Source organism: Pseudomonas sp. PSPC3-2, from assembly GCF_049897085.1.
GTDB lineage: Bacteria > Pseudomonadota > Gammaproteobacteria > Pseudomonadales > Pseudomonadaceae > Aquipseudomonas > Aquipseudomonas paraveronii.
This window is the reverse complement of sequence record NZ_JAFCVO010000001.1, coordinates 150185-169017: the sequence shown is the minus strand read 5'-3', so window position 1 is coordinate 169017 and position 18833 is coordinate 150185. Positions and strand designations below refer to the sequence as shown.

Genomic DNA, 18833 nt, shown 5'->3' with positions numbered 1-18833 from the left:
GTTGCTATCTAGCCCCCGCCATTGAAACCACCGCTGGACCGCCCCATCTAACTGGCATACTTCCCTATGCAGGTGCCCCATGAGCGACCAGCAAGATATCCCTGATTTCGACGCCAACGAATACGCCGACCCTGAAAACGCCGAGGGTCACTCGTCCAATACCGGCCTGGCCCTGCCTGGGCAAAACCTGCCGGACAAGGTCTACATCATCCCGATTCACAATCGCCCGTTCTTCCCGGCGCAAGTGTTGCCGGTGATCGTCAATGAAGAACCGTGGGCCGAAACCCTGGAGCTGGTGAGCAAATCCGACCATCACTCCCTGGCCCTGTTCTTCATGGACACGCCGCCAGATGATCCACGGCATTTCGACACCTCCGCGCTGCCGCTGTACGGCACCCTGGTGAAGGTCCACCACGCCAGCCGCGAAAACGGCAAACTGCAATTCGTCGCCCAGGGCCTGACCCGCGTGCGGATTCGCACCTGGCTCAAGCACCACCGCCCACCGTACCTGGTGGAAGTCGAATACCCGCACCAGCCGACCGAGCCGACCGACGAGGTCAAGGCCTACGGCATGGCGCTGATCAATGCGATCAAGGAACTGCTGCCGCTCAACCCGCTGTACAGCGAAGAGCTGAAGAACTACCTCAACCGCTTCAGCCCTAACGACCCGTCGCCGCTGACCGACTTCGCCGCCGCCCTCACGTCGGCGACCGGTACGGAGCTGCAGGAAGTGCTGGACTGCGTGCCCATGCTCAAGCGCATGGAAAAAGTGCTGCCGATGCTACGCAAGGAAGTCGAAGTCGCGCGTTTGCAAAAAGAACTCTCCGCCGAGGTGAACCGCAAGATCGGCGAGCACCAGCGCGAATTCTTCCTCAAGGAACAGCTCAAGGTCATCCAGCAGGAACTGGGCTTGACCAAGGACGACCGCAGCGCCGACGTCGAGCAGTTCGAACAGCGCCTGGAAGGCAAAGTGCTGCCGGCGCAGGCGCAGAAACGCATCGATGAAGAACTGAACAAACTGTCGATCCTCGAAACCGGCTCGCCGGAATACGCAGTGACGCGCAACTACCTGGACTGGGCGACTTCAGTGCCGTGGGGCGTGTACGGCAAGGACAAGCTCGACCTGAAACATGCGCGCAAGGTCCTGGACAAACACCACGCCGGCCTGGACGACATCAAGAGTCGCATCCTCGAATTCCTCGCGGTGGGCGCTTATAAAGGCGAAGTCGCCGGCTCCATCGTGCTGCTGGTCGGGCCGCCGGGTGTGGGCAAGACCAGCGTGGGCAAATCGATTGCCGAATCCCTCGGGCGGCCGTTCTATCGCTTCAGCGTCGGCGGCATGCGCGACGAGGCCGAGATCAAGGGCCATCGCCGCACCTACATCGGCGCCATGCCCGGCAAGCTGGTGCAGGCGCTCAAAGATGTGGAAGTGATGAACCCGGTGATCATGCTCGACGAGATCGACAAGATGGGTCAGAGCTTCCAGGGCGACCCGGCTTCGGCGCTGCTGGAAACCCTCGACCCGGAACAGAACGTCGAATTCCTCGACCACTACCTGGACCTGCGCCTGGACCTGTCGAAAGTGCTGTTCGTGTGCACCGCCAACACCCTGGACTCGATCCCCGGCCCCTTGCTGGACCGCATGGAAGTGATTCGCCTGTCGGGCTATATCACCGAAGAAAAAGTCGCCATCGCCAAACGCCACCTGTGGCCAAAGCAGTTGGAAAAAGCCGGCGTGTCGAAAAACAGCCTGACCATCAGCGACGGCGCCCTGCGCGCCTTGATCGACGGCTATGCCCGCGAAGCCGGGGTGCGCCAGTTGGAGAAACAACTGGGCAAGCTGGTGCGCAAGGCGGTGGTCAAGCTGCTGGATGAGCCGGACGCGGTGATCAAGATCGGCACCAAGGACCTGGAAAGCTCCCTCGGTATACCGGTGTTCCGCAACGAACAAGTGCTGTCCGGCACCGGCGTTATCACCGGGTTGGCCTGGACCAGCATGGGCGGCGCGACCTTGCCGATCGAGGCGACCCGCATCCACACGCTCAACCGCGGCTTCAAGCTCACCGGGCAACTGGGTGATGTGATGAAAGAATCCGCTGAAATCGCCTACAGCTACGTCAGCGCCAATCTGAAGTCGTTTGGCGGTGATCCGAAGTTCTTCGATGAAGCCTTCGTCCACCTGCACGTACCCGAAGGCGCCACGCCGAAAGACGGCCCGAGCGCTGGCGTGACCATGGCCAGTGCGCTGTTGTCGCTGGCGCGCAACCAGCCACCGAAGAAAGGCGTGGCCATGACCGGCGAGCTGACGCTGACCGGGCATGTACTGCCAATTGGCGGGGTGCGTGAGAAGGTGATCGCGGCGCGGCGCCAGAAGATTCACGAGCTGATCTTGCCCGAGCCCAATCGCGGCAGTTTTGAAGAGCTGCCGGAGTATCTGAAGGAAGGGATGACCGTGCACTTCGCCAAGCGTTTTGCGGATGTGGCGAAGGTGTTGTTCTGACAGTTTTTTAGCGCCTGAGCGGGCGTCATCGCGGGCAAGCCCACTCCCACAGTTGACCGAGTACATCCTTTGGAATGCGCTCGAATGTGGGAGCGGGCTTGCCCTCGATGGCGCCAGCCCAGCCACCTCATACACTGCCTGCCCGCCACCCCCTGCCTCATCTTCGGTTATGCTCGCTCTTCGTCGCACATCAACGGAGCCCCCATGACCGCTGCCCGCCTGCTTCTCCCCTTGAGCCTTGCCCTGCTGGCCGCGTGCGCCAGTGCCCCACAGCAAAACGTCAGCGTGGAAAAACAGAGCACCTGCCCGCTCCAACTCAAAACCGGACAAAACCTGATCCTGACCCTGCCAAGCAACCCCACCACTGGCTACCGCTGGGCCATCCAGGATTCCGCCGGCGGCGTGCTGCGCGCACTGAGCCCCGAGGTCTACAGCAGCACAGAATCCGGCGTGATCGGCGGCGGTGGCCAATCCACCTGGCGCTTCCAGGCCTTCGCGTCCGGCCAGGGCCGTTTGCGCCTGACCTCCCAGCAGCCCTGGGAACCGGAAGCCGAACCGACCGAGACGTTCGACTGCGCCATCACGGTGAACTGATATGCCATGGCTGATTCTTGCGTTGATGGGCGCCGGCACCTTTATCTACGGCCTGACCGTCCATGCGGCGTTACTGTGCCTGCTGGTCAAACCGTTGCCGGTCCTGGCGCTGCTGGGCTGGCTGCATGATGCGCCGCCGAGCGACTATCGACGCTGGATCAGCCTGGGGCTGATTTTTTCCCTGGTCGGCGATGTGCTGCTGGCATGGCCGGGCGACTTGTTTATCTTTGGCCTGGGCGCGTTTCTGTGCGCGCACCTGGCGTACCTCAAAGCCTATTTCAGCGACTGCCGACGCTTGGCGTGGCTGCCGTTGGTGCTGGCGCTGGGCGTCGGGGCGATGCTGCTGAGCATCCTGATTTCCCATGGGCTGGGCGAGTTGCTGATTCCAGTGGTGGTTTACGCGCTGGTGATCAGCGCGATGCTCTGGCGGGCGCTGGCGCGACTGGGCAGCGCGGTGCCCAAGCGCTCGGCGTTACTGGCAGCGGCGGGTGCCATATCGTTTGTGGTTTCCGACACGCTGATCGGCATCAACCGGTTTGTGCTGAGCTTCGATGCCGCGCCGTACCTGCTGATCAGCACTTACTGGCTCGGCCAGTGGGGTATCACCGCCTCGGCGTTCCATCAGACAACCCGCGCATCTGCGGAGCAACTTGGCTAAAATGCCGGCCTTTCCCCCTCGTCGCTGGAACAACCGTGAGCAAAGAACCCGATCGCCTATTCGCCCAGCCCCTGCCCCAGGTGCCGGACTTCGCCTTTAACGAGGACGTGGTGCGGGTGTTCCCGGACATGATCAAGCGCTCAGTGCCCGGTTACCCGACTATCGTCGAAAACCTCGGCGTGCTCGCCGCGCAGTTTGCCCAACCCAACAGTGCGCTGTACGACCTGGGTTCGTCCCTCGGCGCGGTCACCCAGGCGTTGCGCCGCCACGTGCGCACCGACGGCTGCCACGTCATCGCGGTGGATAACTCGGCGGCGATGGTCGAGCGCTGCCGCGAATACCTCAATGGCCAGGACTCGATGTTCCAGGAGTTGCTGCCGGTTCAGGTGATCGAGGGCGATATCCTCGCGCTGCAGTTCCAGCCGGCCTCGGTGGTGGCGCTGAACTTCACCCTGCAATTCATCGCTCCCGATCAGCGCCTGGCGTTGCTCGGGCGCATCCGCCAAGCGCTGTTGCCGGGCGGTGCGTTGATCCTCTCGGAAAAGCTGCGTTTCAATGATGCGCAAGAACACGCGCTGCTCACCGATCTGCATGTCGCGTTCAAACGCGCCAACGGCTACAGCGAGCTGGAAATCGCCCAGAAGCGCAGCGCCATCGAAAACGTCATGAAGCCCGACAGCCTCGAAGAACACCGCGAACGCCTGCTGGCGGCCGGGTTCTCGACCGTCGTGCCGTGGTTCCAGTGTCTTAACTTTGCCTCGTTGATTGCCTTGCCATGATTGATCTGTCCCCCCTCGCCCGCCACTTGGTCGGCACTCCCCTGGCCGTATGGGCCCAGGGCCTGCAAGCGCAACTCGATAGCAAGATGGAAAAGGGGCATGGCGACCTGGAGCGCTGGCAGAGTGCGCTGGATGCACTGCCGAAGATCCAGCCCAGCGAAGTCGATTTGCTCAATGGCCTGACCCTCGACACCGCGTGCGACGACGCCACCCGCGCGCAAATGCATACCGCGCTGATGGGCCTGAGCCCGTGGCGCAAAGGCCCGTTCCACCTGTTCGGCGTGCATGTGGATACCGAATGGCGTTCGGACTGGAAGTGGTCGCGGGTCGCGCCGCATCTGGACCTGAACGGTAAACGCATCCTCGATGTCGGCTGCGGCAACGGCTATTACATGTGGCGCATGCTCGGCGCCGGTGCCGACAGCGTGATCGGCGTGGACCCGAACTGGTTGTTCTTCTGCCAGTTCCAGGCGGTACAACGCTACCTGTCGGCACCGAACGCCTGGCACCTGCCGTTTCCGTTCGAGGACCTGCCGCCGAACCTGGAAGGCTTCGACACCGTGTTTTCCATGGGTGTGTTCTACCACCGTCGCTCGCCGATCGAGCATTTGCTGGCGCTGAAGGACTGCCTGGTCAAAGGCGGTGAACTGGTGCTGGAAACGCTGGTGGTCGAAGGCGATCAGCAACAGGTGCTGGTGCCGGAAGACCGTTACGCGCAGATGCGCAACGTGTGGTTCCTGCCGTCGGTGCCGGCATTGATGCTCTGGCTGCGCCGGGCCGGCTTCAGCGACGTGAGGTGCGTGGATGTGAGTGTGACCACGGTGGAGGAACAGCGGGGGACGGAGTGGATGAAGTTTCAGTCGCTCAGCGACTTCCTCGATCCAGAGGATCACAGCAAGACGATTGAAGGGCTGCCGGCGCCAATGCGGGCGGTGATCATCGCCAAAAAGTAACCCCCAATCTCCCTGAAAAAATGAAACTCAATGTGGGAGGGGGCTTGCTCCCGATGGCGGTGGGTCAGCAATAGATAAGCTGACTGACACACTGCTATCGGGGGCAAGTCGAATCGTCGCACCGCCCCTCCCACATTTGTCCTCAGTGTTCTTTAGAGTGGGGGCTTGGTTCTACGAGCCTTGAAGAACTTACTCAACACCGTCCCGCATTCCTCGGCCAGCACCCCGCCTTCATACAACACTCGATGGTTGAGAAACTCCTGGGTAAAAAACTGTCCCTGGCTTTGCACAATCCCCGCCTTCGGCTCCAGCGCGCCATACACCACCCGCGCGATGCGCGAATGCACGATCAGGCCCGCGCACATGCTGCACGGTTCCAGCGTCACATACAGCGTGCTGCCGGGCAGGCGATAGTTGCTCAGCGCCTGGGCGGCGGCGCGGATGGCGACCATTTCGGCATGGGCGCTGGGGTCGTTGCCGCTGATCGGGCAATTGAAGCCACGGCCGATGATGACACCGTCCTGCACCAGCACCGCGCCCACCGGCACTTCACCCAACGCCGCGCCCTGTGCCGCCAGTGTCAGGGCTTCGCGCATGAAGTCCTGGTCGCGGCTGCGGTCGATAATCGCCGTGGGGCGAAACTGGCGCATCACGCCACCTCGATGGCGGCCATCAGGCCGGTTTCCATGTGGTCGATCACATGGCAGTGGAACATCCACACCCCCGGGTTATCCGCCACCAGCGCCACGCGGGCGCGTTCGTTCTTGCCCAGCAGGTAGGTGTCGGTGAAGTACGGAATCACCGCGTGGCGGTTCGAGGCGATCACCTTGAAGCTCATGCCGTGCAGGTGGATCGGGTGTTGGTACTGGGTCATGTTTTTCAGTTCAAAAATGTAGCTTTTGCCCTTCTCCAGCTTGGCAATCGGGCGGTCGGCGCAGGTCTTGTCGGTGATGTCCCAGGCCTGGCCGTTGATCTGCCACAGGCTGGGCGGCTTGCCGTTGTCGACGTTGACCGACACCGAGCCGACCCATTCGAAATTGAAGTTGAGTTTCTCGGCGTTGGCCAGGTCCGGCTCGCTGATCGGGTTGGCGGGCAGCGCAGGCGGCCATTCAGTCGGCGCGTCGGCGTTGGCCACCGACCGGAACGTGCCCAGGCGCACCGGGCCGTTGCGGATCGACAGTTCTTCGCCCGCCGGCGGCGCCTTGATCGCCAGGCAGATACGCATGCCCGGGCCGAGCCAGTATTCCTTGCCGAGGGGGCGCGGCTCGATGGGGTTGCCGTCCAGCGCATAGATCTGCGCGTCGACGTCGGGAATATTGAGGCGATAGGTCAGCGTGTTGTCGAGGTTGAGCAAGCGCACGCGGGTGATCTGCCCAGCGGGTAAATCGATCACCGCCTGGGACACGCCATTGATCGTCGACAAGCGCCCGGCTGTGCCGCCACGCGCCGCTTCACGGGGCACGCTGAACGCGACAAAGGCGCCCTCTTCGTCGACGTGCCAGCTTTTCAGGCTGAGGGTGCGTTCGTGCTTGAAACCGGTGGGCTCGCGCTCTTCGACGATCAGCGGGCCGACCAGGCCACGGCCGAGTTCTTCGCTGCTGTTCACGTGAGGGTGATACCAATAGCTGCCGGCGTCGGGCACGCGGAACTTGTAGTCGAAGTATTCGCCGGGCAATACCGGCAATTGCGAGACATAGGGCACGCCGTCCATTTCCAGCGGCAGGCGGATGCCATGCCAGTGGATGGTGGTGGCGACCGGCAGGTGATTGATGAAACGCACCCGCAGCCATTCGCCCTGGCGCACGCGCAGCTCGGTGCCGGGCGCCGACGGGCCGAACGCCCAGGCTTGGGTTGTGTGCCCCGGCACCAGCTCCACATCGAGGGGCGCGGCGATCAGTTCGTAGTCGTGTCCCGCCTCGGCCTCGGCGACCTTGCCCAGCCAATAGCGGTAGCCGCCACCGGCACCGACGCCCACTACGGCCAGGCCGGTAAGACCACCCAGGATTTGTCGACGGGAAAAGGATCGGGACACAACAACCTCACGTATCTGCCGCAGGCGCAGGGCCTGCAAAGGGCAGATACGATACACCTGCGACGGCTAAACAGTAAGGCTTCGCATTGCCGCATACCGAAAACACCGAGGACAATGTGGGAGGGGGCTTGCTCCCGATGGCGGTGGGTCAGTCAGCTTATGTGTAGCTGATCCACCGCCATCGGGAGCAAGCCCCCTCCCACATTTTGAGCTTCAGTGTTTTCTAGAGGGTGTTTGCTCAGGCTTTGGCAGCGGCCAGGATCAAGGCTTTCATCTCGGCGACCGCGCCTTTGAAACCAACGAACAGCGCGTGCGCCACCAGCGCATGGCCGATGTTCAGTTCGTTGATGCCCTTGATCGCCGCCACGGCTTCGACGTTGTGGTAGTGCAGGCCGTGGCCGGCGTTGACGATCAGGCCTAGGTTGAGACCGCAGTTCACGCCTTCAATGATGCGTTGCAGCTCATCGGCCACTTCGGTCGGCGTGGTCGCATCGGCATAACGCCCGGTGTGCAGCTCGATGGCCGGCGCGCCAACGCGGTGCGAGGCTTCGATCTGGCGCTCATCGGCGTCGATGAACAGCGAGACTTCGCAGCCGATCCGCGACAGGCGCTCCACTGCGGCCTTGATCCGCGCCTCCTGGCCGGCCACGTCGAGGCCGCCTTCGGTGGTCAGTTCCTGACGGGTCTCCGGCACCAGGCAGATATGCGCCGGGCGGATGCGCTCGGCGAACGCCATCATTTCTTCGGTGACGCCCATTTCGAAGTTCATACGGGTTTGCAGCACATCCTTGAGCAACAGCACGTCGCGCTCCTGGATGTGCCGGCGGTCTTCGCGCAGGTGTACGGTGATGCCGTCGGCGCCCGCTTCTTCGGCGTCCAGCGCGGCTTTGACCGGGTCCGGGTAACGGGTGCCCCGGGCCTGGCGCAGCGTGGCGACGTGGTCGATGTTGACGCCGAGAAGAATGCGATTGCTGGTGGTCACGGAAGCGCTCCTGAAAAGGGAAAGAAACGCTGCACAGCATACACGGGGTTGTCAGGGCTTTCGAAACAACTCGCGACTGACCAGCGGCCGCCCGCCCAGATGCACGGCCAGGGCCTGGCGCATCAGGCGCTTGGCGGCGGACAACGCGCCAGGCGCGGTCCAGTCAGCTTCGCTCATGGCCAGCAGTTCGGTGCCCTGAAACAGGCCGGGTTGCAGCAGGTACACACGCTCCAGGCCGGCGTCGACTTGCAGGCGATACATGCCGTCGGCGGCGATGGGCTCGCCGTGCAGGTCGTTGCTCAGTTCAAAGCCGTAGCCCAGGTCGTCGAGCAGGCGCCATTCGAACGCGCGCAGCAGCGGCTCCAAGGGGCGGCCTTCGGCCAGGGCCAGCAGCGTGGCGGCGTAGTGATCGAAGACCGCCGGGTGCGGGTCTTCGGCGGGCAGCAGGCGGATCAGCAATTCATTGAGATAGAGGCCACTGAACAGTGCCTCGCCATTGAGCCAGGCGGAGTTGCCGACGCTTTCCAGGCGGCCGACGTTTTTCAGTTCGCCCTTGCCACGAAATTCCACGTCCAGCGCCACGAACGGCCGCGCCAAGGTACCTGTCTTGCCCCGCGCACTGCGCAACACCGCGCGCAGGCGACCCTGGGGCGTGAGGAAGTCCACCAACGCGCTGGTCTCGCGGTAGGCGCGGCTGTGCAGCACGTAGGCGGGTTGGCTGGGAGTTGGGGTTGAGGACATGGGTTCTCGCTGCTGGAATGCACTAGTGAAAACAACACAAACCTAATGTGGGAGGGGGCTTGCCCCCGATGGCGGTGGCTCAGTCAAAACATTTAGTGACTGACACTCTGCCATCGGGGGCAAGCCCCCTCCCACATTTATAGCCCTGCGGTGGATTCGAGACCTTACAGGTCGCCGTAACCCAGGGAGCGCAATGCGCGCTCATCATCGGACCAACCACCCTTCACCTTCACCCACAGGTTCAGCATGATCTTGGAATCGAACAGCAATTCCATGTCCTTGCGCGCTTCAGTGCCGATGCGCTTGATGCGTTCGCCCTTGTCGCCAATGATGATTTTTTTCTGGCCGTCACGTTCGACGAGGATCAGCGCATGGATATGCAGGGTCTTGCCCTGTTGCTTGAACTCTTCGATTTCGACGGTGATCTGGTACGGCAGCTCGGCGCCCATCTGGCGCATGATTTTCTCGCGCACCAGTTCGGCGGCGAGGAAACGGCTGCTGCGGTCGGTGATCTGGTCTTCCGGGAAGAAGTGCTCGTTCTCCGGCAGGTAGCCAGCGATCACGCGCTCCAGGGCTTCGAGGTTGTGCCCGTGCTGGGCCGAGATCGGCATGATCTGGGCATTCGGCAGTTGTTCCTGCAGCCAGCTCAGGTGCGGCATCAGCTCGGCTTTGTCTTCGATGCGGTCGGTCTTGTTCAGCGCAACGATCAACGGGCCGGTGACGTACTGCACGCGCTCGAGAACCATCTGGTCTTCGTCGGTCCACTTGGTGCGGTCGACCACGAAGATCACTACGTCGACGTCTTTCAACGCAGCCGAGGCGGTCTTGTTCATGTAGCGGTTCAGGGCTTTCTCGCCGCCTTTGTGCATGCCCGGGGTGTCGACGTAGACCGCTTGCACGGTGCCTTCGGTCTTGATGCCCAGCATGTTGTGGCGGGTAGTCTGCGGCTTGCGCGAGGTGATCGCGAGCTTCTGGCCGAGGATGTGGTTCAGCAGCGTGGACTTGCCCACGTTGGGACGGCCGACGATGGCAACATAGCCACAGCGTGTTGCGGTTGAATCAGTCATGGCCATTCTCCACGCCCAGGGCAATCAGTGCTGCAGCGGCCGCTACCTGTTCGGCAATACGACGGCTCACACCCTGACCTCGGCTTTTTTCATTCAATAAGGTGATTTCACATTCCACGAAAAATACGCGGCAATGCGGCTCACCCTGGATATCCACCACTTCGTAGCGTGGCAGTTCGCACCCGCGGGACTGCAGGAATTCCTGCAGGCGGGTCTTGGGATCTTTGTTGGTGTCGACCAGGGTCAGGCTTTCGATCTCGGACGTCAGCCAAGCGGTGACGCGCGTCTTGGCCGCTTCCATGCCTGCATCCAGATAGATGGCGCCGATCAGCGCTTCAAGCGCGTCGGCCAGGATTGACTCGCGACGGAAACCGCCGCTCTTCAACTCACCGGAGCCCAGGCGCAGGTACTCGCCCAGGCCAAAGCCACGGGCCAGAACGGCCAGGGTCTCGCCCTTCACCAACCGCGCACGCAAGCGCGACAGCTGGCCTTCACGGGCTTGAGGGAAGCGTTCGAACAGGGCTTCACCGGCGACGAAATTGAGGATGGCATCACCGAGGAATTCCAGGCGTTCGTTGTTACGCCCTGCAAAACTGCGGTGTGTGAGGGCAAGGACCATCAGTTCCTGGTCTTTGAAGGTGTAGCCGAGCAGGTGCTCGAGACGACTTAGAGAAACGCTCACGGTTTACCCATATCTGTTTGGTGGCACCGGCGGCCATCGACGATTGACGCAGTGTTCAAATTCAAATCCTGGTTGGCGCTGCATGAGGCTGGAGATTGTCCAAGCCCCAAAAAAGCATTCGGCGCTGTGATCACAGCGCCGTCTGTATTACTTGATCAGCCCGACCCGCGAGAAGTTCGGCAGGTGGCTGAGTTTGGGTTCCGGCCAGCTCATCCAGACCGCGAAGGCCTTGCCGACGATATTCTGGTCGGGAACCATGCCCAACAGATCCTTGGGAATGGTGGGATCATCCCAATAGCGGCTGTCGTTGGAGTTGTCGCGGTTGTCGCCCATCATGAAATAGTGCCCGGCCGGCACTTTCCATTCGCCATCAGGCATTGCGCGGTAGCGACTCATTTCCTTGCGGATTTGGTGCTCCACCGCACCGAGTTTTTCCTGATACAGCTCGGCGCTGCCCAGGGTGTTCGGTTCGGCACCCAGTAGCTGCTCGGCCACCGACTCACCGTTGATGAACAGGCGCTTGTCGCTGGTGTAGCGAATCACGTCACCCGGCAGACCGACCACACGCTTGATGTAGTTAACGTTCGGATCGCTCGGGTAGCGGAACACCATCACATCGCCGCGCTGCGGGTCGCCGATCTCGATGACTTTTTTGTCGATCACCGGCAAGCGAATCCCGTAGGAAAACTTGTTCACCAGGATGAAGTCGCCCACGTCCAGGGTCGGCTTCATCGACCCCGACGGAATCTGGAACGGCTCCACCAGGAACGAACGCAGCACCAGCACGATAAATAGCACCGGGAAGAACGATTTGCCGTATTCAACCAACAAAGGTTCTTTGTTCAGCTTCTCGATCACCACGACGTCGGGCTGGCTGACGCTGCCCTGATAGGACGCGATAGCCGCCCGCCGACGCGGGGCGAAGAACACAAGATCGAGCAACGCCAGGAGTCCGCAAACGGCAACGGCGATGACCAGCAACAGCGGGAAATTTAGCGACATAGGACCTAACTATCCAACCTGAGCACCGCAAGGAAGGCTTCTTGTGGAATTTCCACGTTGCCCACTTGCTTCATGCGTTTTTTACCGGCCTTTTGCTTCTCAAGCAGCTTGCGCTTACGGCTGACGTCGCCACCGTAGCATTTGGCCAGTACGTTCTTTCTGAGTGCCTTGACGGAAGTCCGCGCAATGATCTGCCCACCAATGGCGGCCTGGATCGCGACGTCGAACATCTGGCGCGGAATCAGTTCTTTCATCTTCTCGGTCAACTGTCGACCTTTGTAGTGCGCGTTGTCCTTGTGCACGATCAGTGCCAGGGCATCGACCTTGTCGCCGTTGATCAGCACGTCCAGCTTCACCAGATTAGCCGACTGGTAACGATCGAAGTGGTAATCCAGCGAAGCATAGCCGCGACTGGTCGATTTGAGACGGTCGAAGAAGTCCAGGACCACTTCGTTCATCGGCAAATCGTAGGTCACTTGCACCTGGGTCCCGAGGAACAGCATGTCGTGCTGTATGCCACGTTTCTCGATACACAGGGTAATGACGTTGCCCAGGTGCTCCTGCGGCACAAGAATATTGGCGCGCACGATCGGTTCGCGCATGTCTTCGATGGAAGACAGGTCTGGGAGCTTGGAGGGGTTGTCGACGTAAATCGTTTCACCGGTTTTGAGCAACAACTCAAAAATAACGGTTGGCGCGGTGGTGATCAGGTCCAGGTCGTATTCGCGCTCAAGGCGCTCCTGGATGATCTCCATGTGCAGCATGCCGAGGAACCCGCAACGGAAACCAAAGCCCAGGGCGTCGGAGCTTTCCGGGGTGTACTGCAACGACGAGTCGTTGAGGGTCAGCTTTTGCAGGGCTTCGCGAAAGTCTTCGAAGTCGTCGGAGCTGACCGGGAACAGGCCGGCGTACACCTGCGGCTGGATGCGTTTGAAGCCCGGCAGCACGTCGACGTCAGGGGTGGAGCTCAAGGTCAGGGTGTCACCCACCGGCGCACCGTGAATGTCCTTGATGCCGGCGATGATGAAGCCGACTTCACCGGCTTTCAGATCAACGGTGGCGGTGTGTTTGGGGTTGAACACACCGACGCTGTCCACCAGGTGGATCTTGCCGGTGGATTTGACCAGGATCTTGTCGCCTTTCTTCACACGGCCATGGCGCACGCGTACCAGGGAGACAACCCCCAGGTAGTTGTCGAACCAGGAGTCGATGATCAACGCTTGCAGCGGATCTTCGTAGTTGCCGGTTGGGGCGGGAATGGTTTTCACCAGGCGTTCGAGCACTTCGTCGACGCCCTGGCCGGTCTTGGCGCTGCACTCGACGGCGTCGGTGGCGTCAATGCCGATGATTTTTTCGATTTCTTCCTTCACGCGGTCCGGATCGGCCTGCGGCAGGTCGATCTTGTTCAGCACCGGCATGACTTCCAGGCCTTGCTCGATGGCGGTGTAGCAGTTGGCCACGGACTGGGCTTCAACCCCCTGCCCCGCGTCCACCACCAGCAGCGCGCCTTCACAGGCCGCCAGGGAACGACTGACCTCATAGGTGAAGTCGACGTGGCCGGGGGTGTCAATGAAGTTCAGCTGGTACTTGATACCGTCTTTGGCGGTGTAGTACAGGGTAACGCTGTGGGCCTTGATGGTGATCCCGCGCTCGCGCTCGAGGTCCATGGAGTCCAGCACCTGGGCTTCCATTTCACGCTCGGCAAGGCCGCCGCACATCTGAATGAATCGATCGGCCAGCGTCGACTTGCCATGGTCAATGTGGGCGATGATGGAGAAATTGCGGATATGACTCAAATCACTCACGGATCAACACTCAAAAAGGCTGCAGGCAGACTGCCCGCTGAAAAATAGCCGGGAATTGTACCTGATGCTCGGGCCAGGCGTCATCTTTGCTGACCAGAACAAAAATGCCCCGATCTCTCGAACGGGGCATTTTTTGTTCATAAGCGCACGATCACCCGGCGCGGCGCAGCAGCCAGAACCCGGCCAGGGCGCATATAGCGGTCGGCACCAGCACCGCAAACAACGGTGAGAAACCGAACACGAGGCTCGACGGGCCCAGCAAATCCTGGGCAATACGGAAGGCAAAGCCCACCAGCACGCCAGTAAAGACCCGCTGACCGAGGGTTACGGAGCGCAACGGGCCGAAGATAAACGAGATCGCCATCAGCACCAGCGCGGCGGTGACGACCGGTTGCAGCACCTTGACCCAGAACGCCAGCCAGTAACGGCCGTTATTCAGGCCCTGATCCTTGAGGTAGTGGATATAACTCCACAAACCGGAGATCGGCAGGGCTTCCGGGACCATGACCACAGTGTTGAGCAGTTCCGGCTTCAGGGCGATGTCCCATTGTTCGGTGGGCACATTGATCACTTCGGTGCTGGCCTTGATGCCCTGGCCCACATTGCGGAAGTAAGTGGTGGTGACATCACTCAGCGTCCATTTCTCAGCACTGTACTGCGCGCGCTTGGCGAAACTGGAGGTCAGCATGTGCCGCTCTTTGTCGAACGTGTAACGCGTCACACCAATCAGCAGCCCGTCGGGCTGCACGGCGTTGATGTGGATGAATTCATCACCCTGACGGTGCCACAGGCCGTGCCTGGCGCTTTGCGCATCGCCCGAACCCTGGGCCAGGGCACGATTGGCCTGGGCAGTGGCTTCGGACGGTGGCGCCACGTACTCGCCTATCAGCACGCTGCACGCCATCAGCAACAGCATCGGTTTCATGACTGCCCAGACGATACGGCCGATGGAAACCCCCGCCGCACGCATGATCGTCAGCTCGCTGTTGCTGGCCAGGCCGCCCAGGCCGATCAGGCAGCCGATCAACCCGGCCATCGGCATCATCTCGTAGAGACGACGCGGAGCGGTCAGCGCCACGAAGCTCAATACATCCATCACGGTATAGGTGTCGGTGACGTTGCCCACTTCATCAATGAAGGCGAACAACGACGCCAGCCCGAGGATGATGCCCAGTACCGCCAGGATGGCGATCAGTACGCTGCTACCAATGTAGCGATCGAGCTTAGTCACGCGCCAACTCCTTCAGGCCACGACGGCTCTTCATTTTCAAACGTATAGGTTCCCAATAGAGCAGCCCCAGGCCGATCACCAGGAAGATGCCATGCACCCACCAAAGGCCGATGACTGGCGACAACTTGCCTTTTTCCAGGGCGCCACGGGCGGAAATCAGGATGGTCAGGTAGGCCATGTACAGCAAGATCGCCGGCAACAGTTTGAGGAAACGGCCCTGTCGCGGGTTTACACGAGACAGCGGCACGGCCATCAGGGTCACGATAAACACCAGAAGCGGCAGGGAAATACGCCACTGCAGCTCGGCGATGGAGCGCAGTTCGGGGCTGCCGAAAAGCGACGACGTCGGGAGCGCATCGCGGTCGGTGACTTCTTCGCTGATCTCAGGACGAGCCAGCATTACGCCATAAGTGTCGTATTTGATTGCCCGATAATCCGCCAGGCCCGGGCTGCCATCATAACGATAGCCATTTTCCAGGATCAGGTAACGGCTGCCGTCGGGGCGAACTTCCTGGCGGCCGCTGTCGGCCACCAGAATCGAAATACCACGATCTTTCTGGTTCTGCCCAAAGTTTTTCTGGGAAATGAACACACCGCCGAGGTTGGCGCGGTCATCGGTCATGGTTTCGGTGTAGGTGACCCGCGTGCCGTCGTTGAGTGCCTGAAAGCGCCCGGGCTCCAGGGTGTCGAACTCGGTCATCGCGTCCTGTTTGTTCAACAGCAACTGGAACTGCATGGCGCCTTGAGGCGCCAGGCTCATGCTCAACCAGGCCACCATCAGGGCAACACCGGCGGCCGGCACCATGGTCATGGCCAGCAGACGCTGCTGACTCATGCCGGTGGCCGAAAGCACGGTCATTTCACTTTCAAGGTACAACCGGCCGTAGGCCAGAAGAATGCCGAGAAACAGGCCGAGCGGCAGGATCAGCTGCAGGAAACCTGGCAGGCGAAAGCCCATGATCAAGAACAACGAGCCCGGATCCAGGGCGCCAGAAGCCGCCTGGGCAAGAAACTTGACGAAACGACCACTCATGATGATGACCAGCAACACTGCGCTCACGGCACTCAGGGTCAACAGGACTTCGCGGGACAGATAACGGAAGACGATCAAACCAGACACTCCAGGGTTGTCAGGCTAAGGCGGCCAAACAAGCAAGCATAACGAGTCGACCCGTTTAAACAGGCCGGCTAAAAAGATGGCGCATTATCCTGTGATTGACCGCGCCTGTCACGGGGCTTACTCATGCGCGTACACAAAGCGTGCGGCAAGGGTTGTCAGGCTCCGCCAGCGAGGTTCAAACTGCGGGCTTTGTCGCTGGCGGTTTACACGGCCGCCAGGCTTTAAAGCCGGAGCACACAGACTCCAGGCTCACAGACCTTTATAAGGGACCCGAACATGGAATTGGTTGTAAAAAGCGTTAGCCCCGAAACGTTGAAAACCGCCACCCTCGTGGTCGCTGTCGGCGAAGGCCGCAAGCTCGGCGTTGCCGCCAAACAACTCGACGAACTGAGCGGCGGCGCCATCAGCGCGATCCTCAAGCGCGGCGACCTGGCCGGCAAAGTCGGCCAGAGCCTGCTGCTGCAAAGCCTGCCCAACCTCAAGGCCGAGCGTGTGTTGCTGGTAGGCGTGGGCAAGGACGCCGAACTCGGCGACCGCCCGTTCCGCAAGATCGTCAGCGGCATTCTCACGACCCTCAAGGGCCTGGGCGGCAGCGATGCAGCGCTGGCACTCGATGAAATCGTCGTCAAAGGCCGCGACAGCTATGGCAAGACCCGCCTGCTGGCCGAAAGCCTGCTCGACGGCGGCTACGTCTTCGACGAGTTCAAGAGCCAGAAAGCCGAACCGCGCGCCCTGAACAAAGTCACCCTGCTGACCATCAAGGCCGCCCAGGCTGAAGTCGAACGCGCCGTGACCCACGCCCAGGCCATCGCCGCCGGCATGTCGTTCACCCGTGACCTCGGCAACATGCCGCCGAACATCTGCCACCCGACCTACCTGGGCGAGCAGGCCAAGGCGCTGGGCAAGGAATTCAAGAGCCTGAAAGTCGAAGTCCTGGATGAGAAGAAGATCAAGGAACTGGGCATGGGCTCGTTCTACGCGGTCGGCCAGGGCAGCGACCAGCCGCCACGCCTGATCGTGATGCAATACAACGGCGGCAAGAAGGCCGAGAAGCCTTACGCCCTGGTCGGCAAAGGCATCACCTTCGACACCGGCGGTATCAGCCTCAAGCCGGGTGCCGGCATGGATGAAATGAAGTACGACATGGGCGGCGCCGCCAGCGTGTTCGGCACCCTGCGTGCGGTGCTGGAGCTCAAGCTGCCGATCAACCTGGTGTGCATCCTGGCCTGTGCCGAGAACATGCCGAGCGGCGGCGCGGCCCGTCCGGGCGATATCGTCACCACCCTGAGTGGCCAGACCGTCGAGATCCTCAACACCGACGCCGAAGGCCGCTTGGTGCTGTGCGATGCCCTGACCTACGCCGAACGCTTCAAGCCACAGGCAGTGATCGACATCGCCACCCTGACCGGTGCCTGCATCGTCGCCCTCGGCTCCCACACCTCGGGCCTGCTGGGCAACAACGACGAACTGATCGAGCAACTGCTCAGCGCCGGCAAGGCCGCCGACGACCGCGCCTGGCAACTGCCGCTGTTCGACGAGTATCAGGAACAGCTGGACAGCCCGTTCGCCGACATCGCCAACATCGGCGGCCCGAAAGCCGGCACCATCACTGCGGCCTGCTTCCTGTCGCGCTTCGCCAAGAACTTCAACTGGGCACACCTGGACATCGCCGGCACCGCCTGGACCAGCGGCGGCAAGGACAAGGGCGCCACCGGCCGTCCGGTGCCACTGCTGACCCAGTACCTGCTGGATCGCGCCAAGGCCTGAAAACCGTGACTCCGGGGCGGCGCTACAGCCGCCTCGGGCTCCAGGAACCGCAATGACCCAAGTCGACTTCTATATATTGCCCAGCGCCGACCCGCTCGCGCGCCTGGACTTTGCCTGCAAACTCACCGAAAAAGCCTGGCGCATGGGCCACCGCATCTACCTGCATTGCAGCGATGCCGCCCAGCGCGACGAACTCGACGCCCGCCTGTGGCGCTTCAAGGGCGAAAGTTTCGTGCCCCACGGCCCCGCAGAAGCTGAACCCGAAGGCCAGGTTGTCCTGGGTGTAGGCGACAGCTGCGGCGATCACCATGACCTGCTGGTCAACCTCGACCTGAAAGTCCCGGCCTTTGCCAAGGCGTTCGCCCGCGTGGCGGAAGTAGTGGTGGAAGATCCGGCTATTCGTCAGGCCGCGCGGGAGAGTTTCCGTTTCTATCGAGAACAGGGCTATCCTTTGCAGGATCACCGGCTACAACGACTTTGAGTGCATGATGGACACCCCGAATACGATAAAAAAAGACGACCACCTGTTGGACGACCTGGAGTCGATCCGTCAGTTGCTGGGTGACGGCAACCTCCAACCGCCGCTGCTGACGGAGACCGTCAATGGCGACGTGCAGATTCCCCTGCTGTTCGACATGGTCGGCGCCAAGCCGGTTGAGCCGCTCGAACCGCAACCTGCCCCAGCCACCCCGGTTGTCGAAGCGGCGCCCGCTGCAGCGCCCGCTGCAGCGCCTGCCGAAAAGACCCCGGATGCCTTGCTGCTGCACCTGGACAACGAACTGCGCGCCGCCGCGCAATTGATCATGCAGGACGTGATCGACGACTTCGCCCCGCATATCGAAACCGAGATCAAGCGCCGGATGGATGCGCGGATGGAGCGGTTGCTCAGTCAATACCAGTCTTAAACCAGACACATACCC

At 61.5% G+C, this 18833-nt stretch carries 18 protein-coding genes; 8 read left to right on the top strand and 10 right to left on the bottom strand.

Features of this window, described 5'->3' with window-relative positions; genetic code table 11:
• Positions 1–79 precede the first annotated feature (79 nt).
• The 5 genes from lon (at position 80) to cmoB (ending at position 5484) form a co-directional block, all read left to right on the top strand.
• Positions 80–2500, top strand: coding sequence for an endopeptidase La (lon, locus tag ACP7CJ_RS00785; RefSeq protein WP_276196646.1), 2421 nt, complete (start codon positions 80–82; stop codon positions 2498–2500).
• A 204-nt stretch (positions 2501–2704) separates the two neighbouring features.
• Positions 2705–3094 (top strand): protease inhibitor I42 family protein, encoded by a 390-nt coding sequence (locus tag ACP7CJ_RS00780; RefSeq protein WP_253393531.1) that lies wholly within the window; start codon positions 2705–2707, stop codon positions 3092–3094.
• A gap of 1 nt (position 3095) precedes the next feature.
• Positions 3096–3752, top strand: a complete 657-nt coding sequence (locus tag ACP7CJ_RS00775; protein ID WP_276196645.1) for a lysoplasmalogenase — start codon at positions 3096–3098, stop codon at positions 3750–3752.
• A gap of 35 nt (positions 3753–3787) precedes the next feature.
• Positions 3788–4531, top strand: coding sequence for a carboxy-S-adenosyl-L-methionine synthase CmoA (gene cmoA / locus ACP7CJ_RS00770; RefSeq protein WP_247402160.1), 744 nt, complete (start codon positions 3788–3790; stop codon positions 4529–4531).
• The gene (gene cmoB / locus ACP7CJ_RS00765; protein WP_426099649.1) at positions 4528–5484 is read left to right on the top strand and encodes a tRNA 5-methoxyuridine(34)/uridine 5-oxyacetic acid(34) synthase CmoB; all 957 of its coding nucleotides are present in this window, start codon (positions 4528–4530) and stop codon (positions 5482–5484) included. Before cmoA ends, cmoB begins: the two co-directional genes overlap by 4 nt.
• Positions 5485–5636: 152 nt before the next feature.
• On the opposite strand, the gene tadA is transcribed toward cmoB, so the two are convergent.
• From tadA to lptF, 10 genes are all read right to left on the bottom strand, one after another.
• The gene (tadA, locus tag ACP7CJ_RS00760; RefSeq protein WP_426099650.1) at positions 5637–6134 is read right to left on the bottom strand and encodes a tRNA adenosine(34) deaminase TadA; all 498 of its coding nucleotides are present in this window, start codon (positions 6132–6134) and stop codon (positions 5637–5639) included.
• Positions 6134–7516 (bottom strand): multicopper oxidase family protein, encoded by a 1383-nt coding sequence (locus tag ACP7CJ_RS00755; protein ID WP_276196642.1) that lies wholly within the window; start codon positions 7514–7516, stop codon positions 6134–6136. Before ACP7CJ_RS00755 ends, tadA begins: the two co-directional genes overlap by 1 nt.
• Positions 7517–7754: 238 nt before the next feature.
• Positions 7755–8498 carry a pyridoxine 5'-phosphate synthase gene (pdxJ, locus tag ACP7CJ_RS00750; RefSeq protein ID WP_426099651.1) on the bottom strand — a complete coding sequence of 248 codons (744 nt, stop codon included), beginning with the start codon at positions 8496–8498 and terminating at the stop codon, positions 7755–7757.
• A 51-nt stretch (positions 8499–8549) separates the two neighbouring features.
• Positions 8550–9239 carry a DNA repair protein RecO gene (recO, locus tag ACP7CJ_RS00745; protein WP_426099652.1) on the bottom strand — a complete coding sequence of 230 codons (690 nt, stop codon included), beginning with the start codon at positions 9237–9239 and terminating at the stop codon, positions 8550–8552.
• A gap of 164 nt (positions 9240–9403) precedes the next feature.
• Positions 9404–10306, bottom strand: a complete 903-nt coding sequence (gene era / locus ACP7CJ_RS00740) for a GTPase Era (RefSeq protein WP_247403227.1) — start codon at positions 10304–10306, stop codon at positions 9404–9406.
• Complete coding sequence (rnc, locus tag ACP7CJ_RS00735) at positions 10299–10988, bottom strand: ribonuclease III (RefSeq protein ID WP_276196640.1); 690 nt, start codon at positions 10986–10988, stop codon at positions 10299–10301. Before rnc ends, era begins: the two co-directional genes overlap by 8 nt.
• A 147-nt stretch (positions 10989–11135) precedes the next feature.
• Complete coding sequence (gene lepB / locus ACP7CJ_RS00730) at positions 11136–11990, bottom strand: signal peptidase I (protein ID WP_276196639.1); 855 nt, start codon at positions 11988–11990, stop codon at positions 11136–11138.
• A 5-nt stretch (positions 11991–11995) separates the two neighbouring features.
• Entirely contained in the window at positions 11996–13795 is a 1800-nt protein-coding gene (lepA, locus tag ACP7CJ_RS00725) for a translation elongation factor 4 (protein ID WP_247403232.1), read from the bottom strand.
• Between the two features lie 151 nt (positions 13796–13946).
• Positions 13947–15026, bottom strand: a complete 1080-nt coding sequence (gene lptG, locus ACP7CJ_RS00720; RefSeq protein ID WP_276196638.1) for an LPS export ABC transporter permease LptG — start codon at positions 15024–15026, stop codon at positions 13947–13949.
• On the bottom strand, positions 15019–16137 hold the full coding sequence (gene lptF, locus ACP7CJ_RS00715; protein ID WP_276196637.1) for an LPS export ABC transporter permease LptF: 1119 nt from the start codon (positions 16135–16137) through the stop codon (positions 15019–15021). Before lptF ends, lptG begins: the two co-directional genes overlap by 8 nt.
• 285 nt (positions 16138–16422) lie before the next feature.
• Here lptF and ACP7CJ_RS00710 point away from each other — a divergent pair, with 285 nt between their 5' ends.
• Genes ACP7CJ_RS00710 through ACP7CJ_RS00700 form a run of 3 tightly spaced genes read left to right on the top strand, consistent with a single transcriptional unit; the run spans position 16423 to position 18818 of the window.
• Positions 16423–17913: a leucyl aminopeptidase gene (locus tag ACP7CJ_RS00710; protein ID WP_426099653.1), complete on the top strand. Its 1491-nt coding sequence runs from the start codon at positions 16423–16425 to the stop codon at positions 17911–17913.
• Positions 17914–17965: 52 nt separating this feature from the next.
• A complete protein-coding gene (locus ACP7CJ_RS00705) occupies positions 17966–18394 on the top strand; it encodes a DNA polymerase III subunit chi (RefSeq protein WP_247403241.1) in 429 nt (142 codons plus the stop codon).
• A 7-nt stretch (positions 18395–18401) separates the two neighbouring features.
• The gene (locus ACP7CJ_RS00700; RefSeq protein ID WP_426099654.1) at positions 18402–18818 is read left to right on the top strand and encodes a DNA polymerase III subunit chi; all 417 of its coding nucleotides are present in this window, start codon (positions 18402–18404) and stop codon (positions 18816–18818) included.
• The last annotated feature ends 15 nt before the right edge of the window (positions 18819–18833 follow it).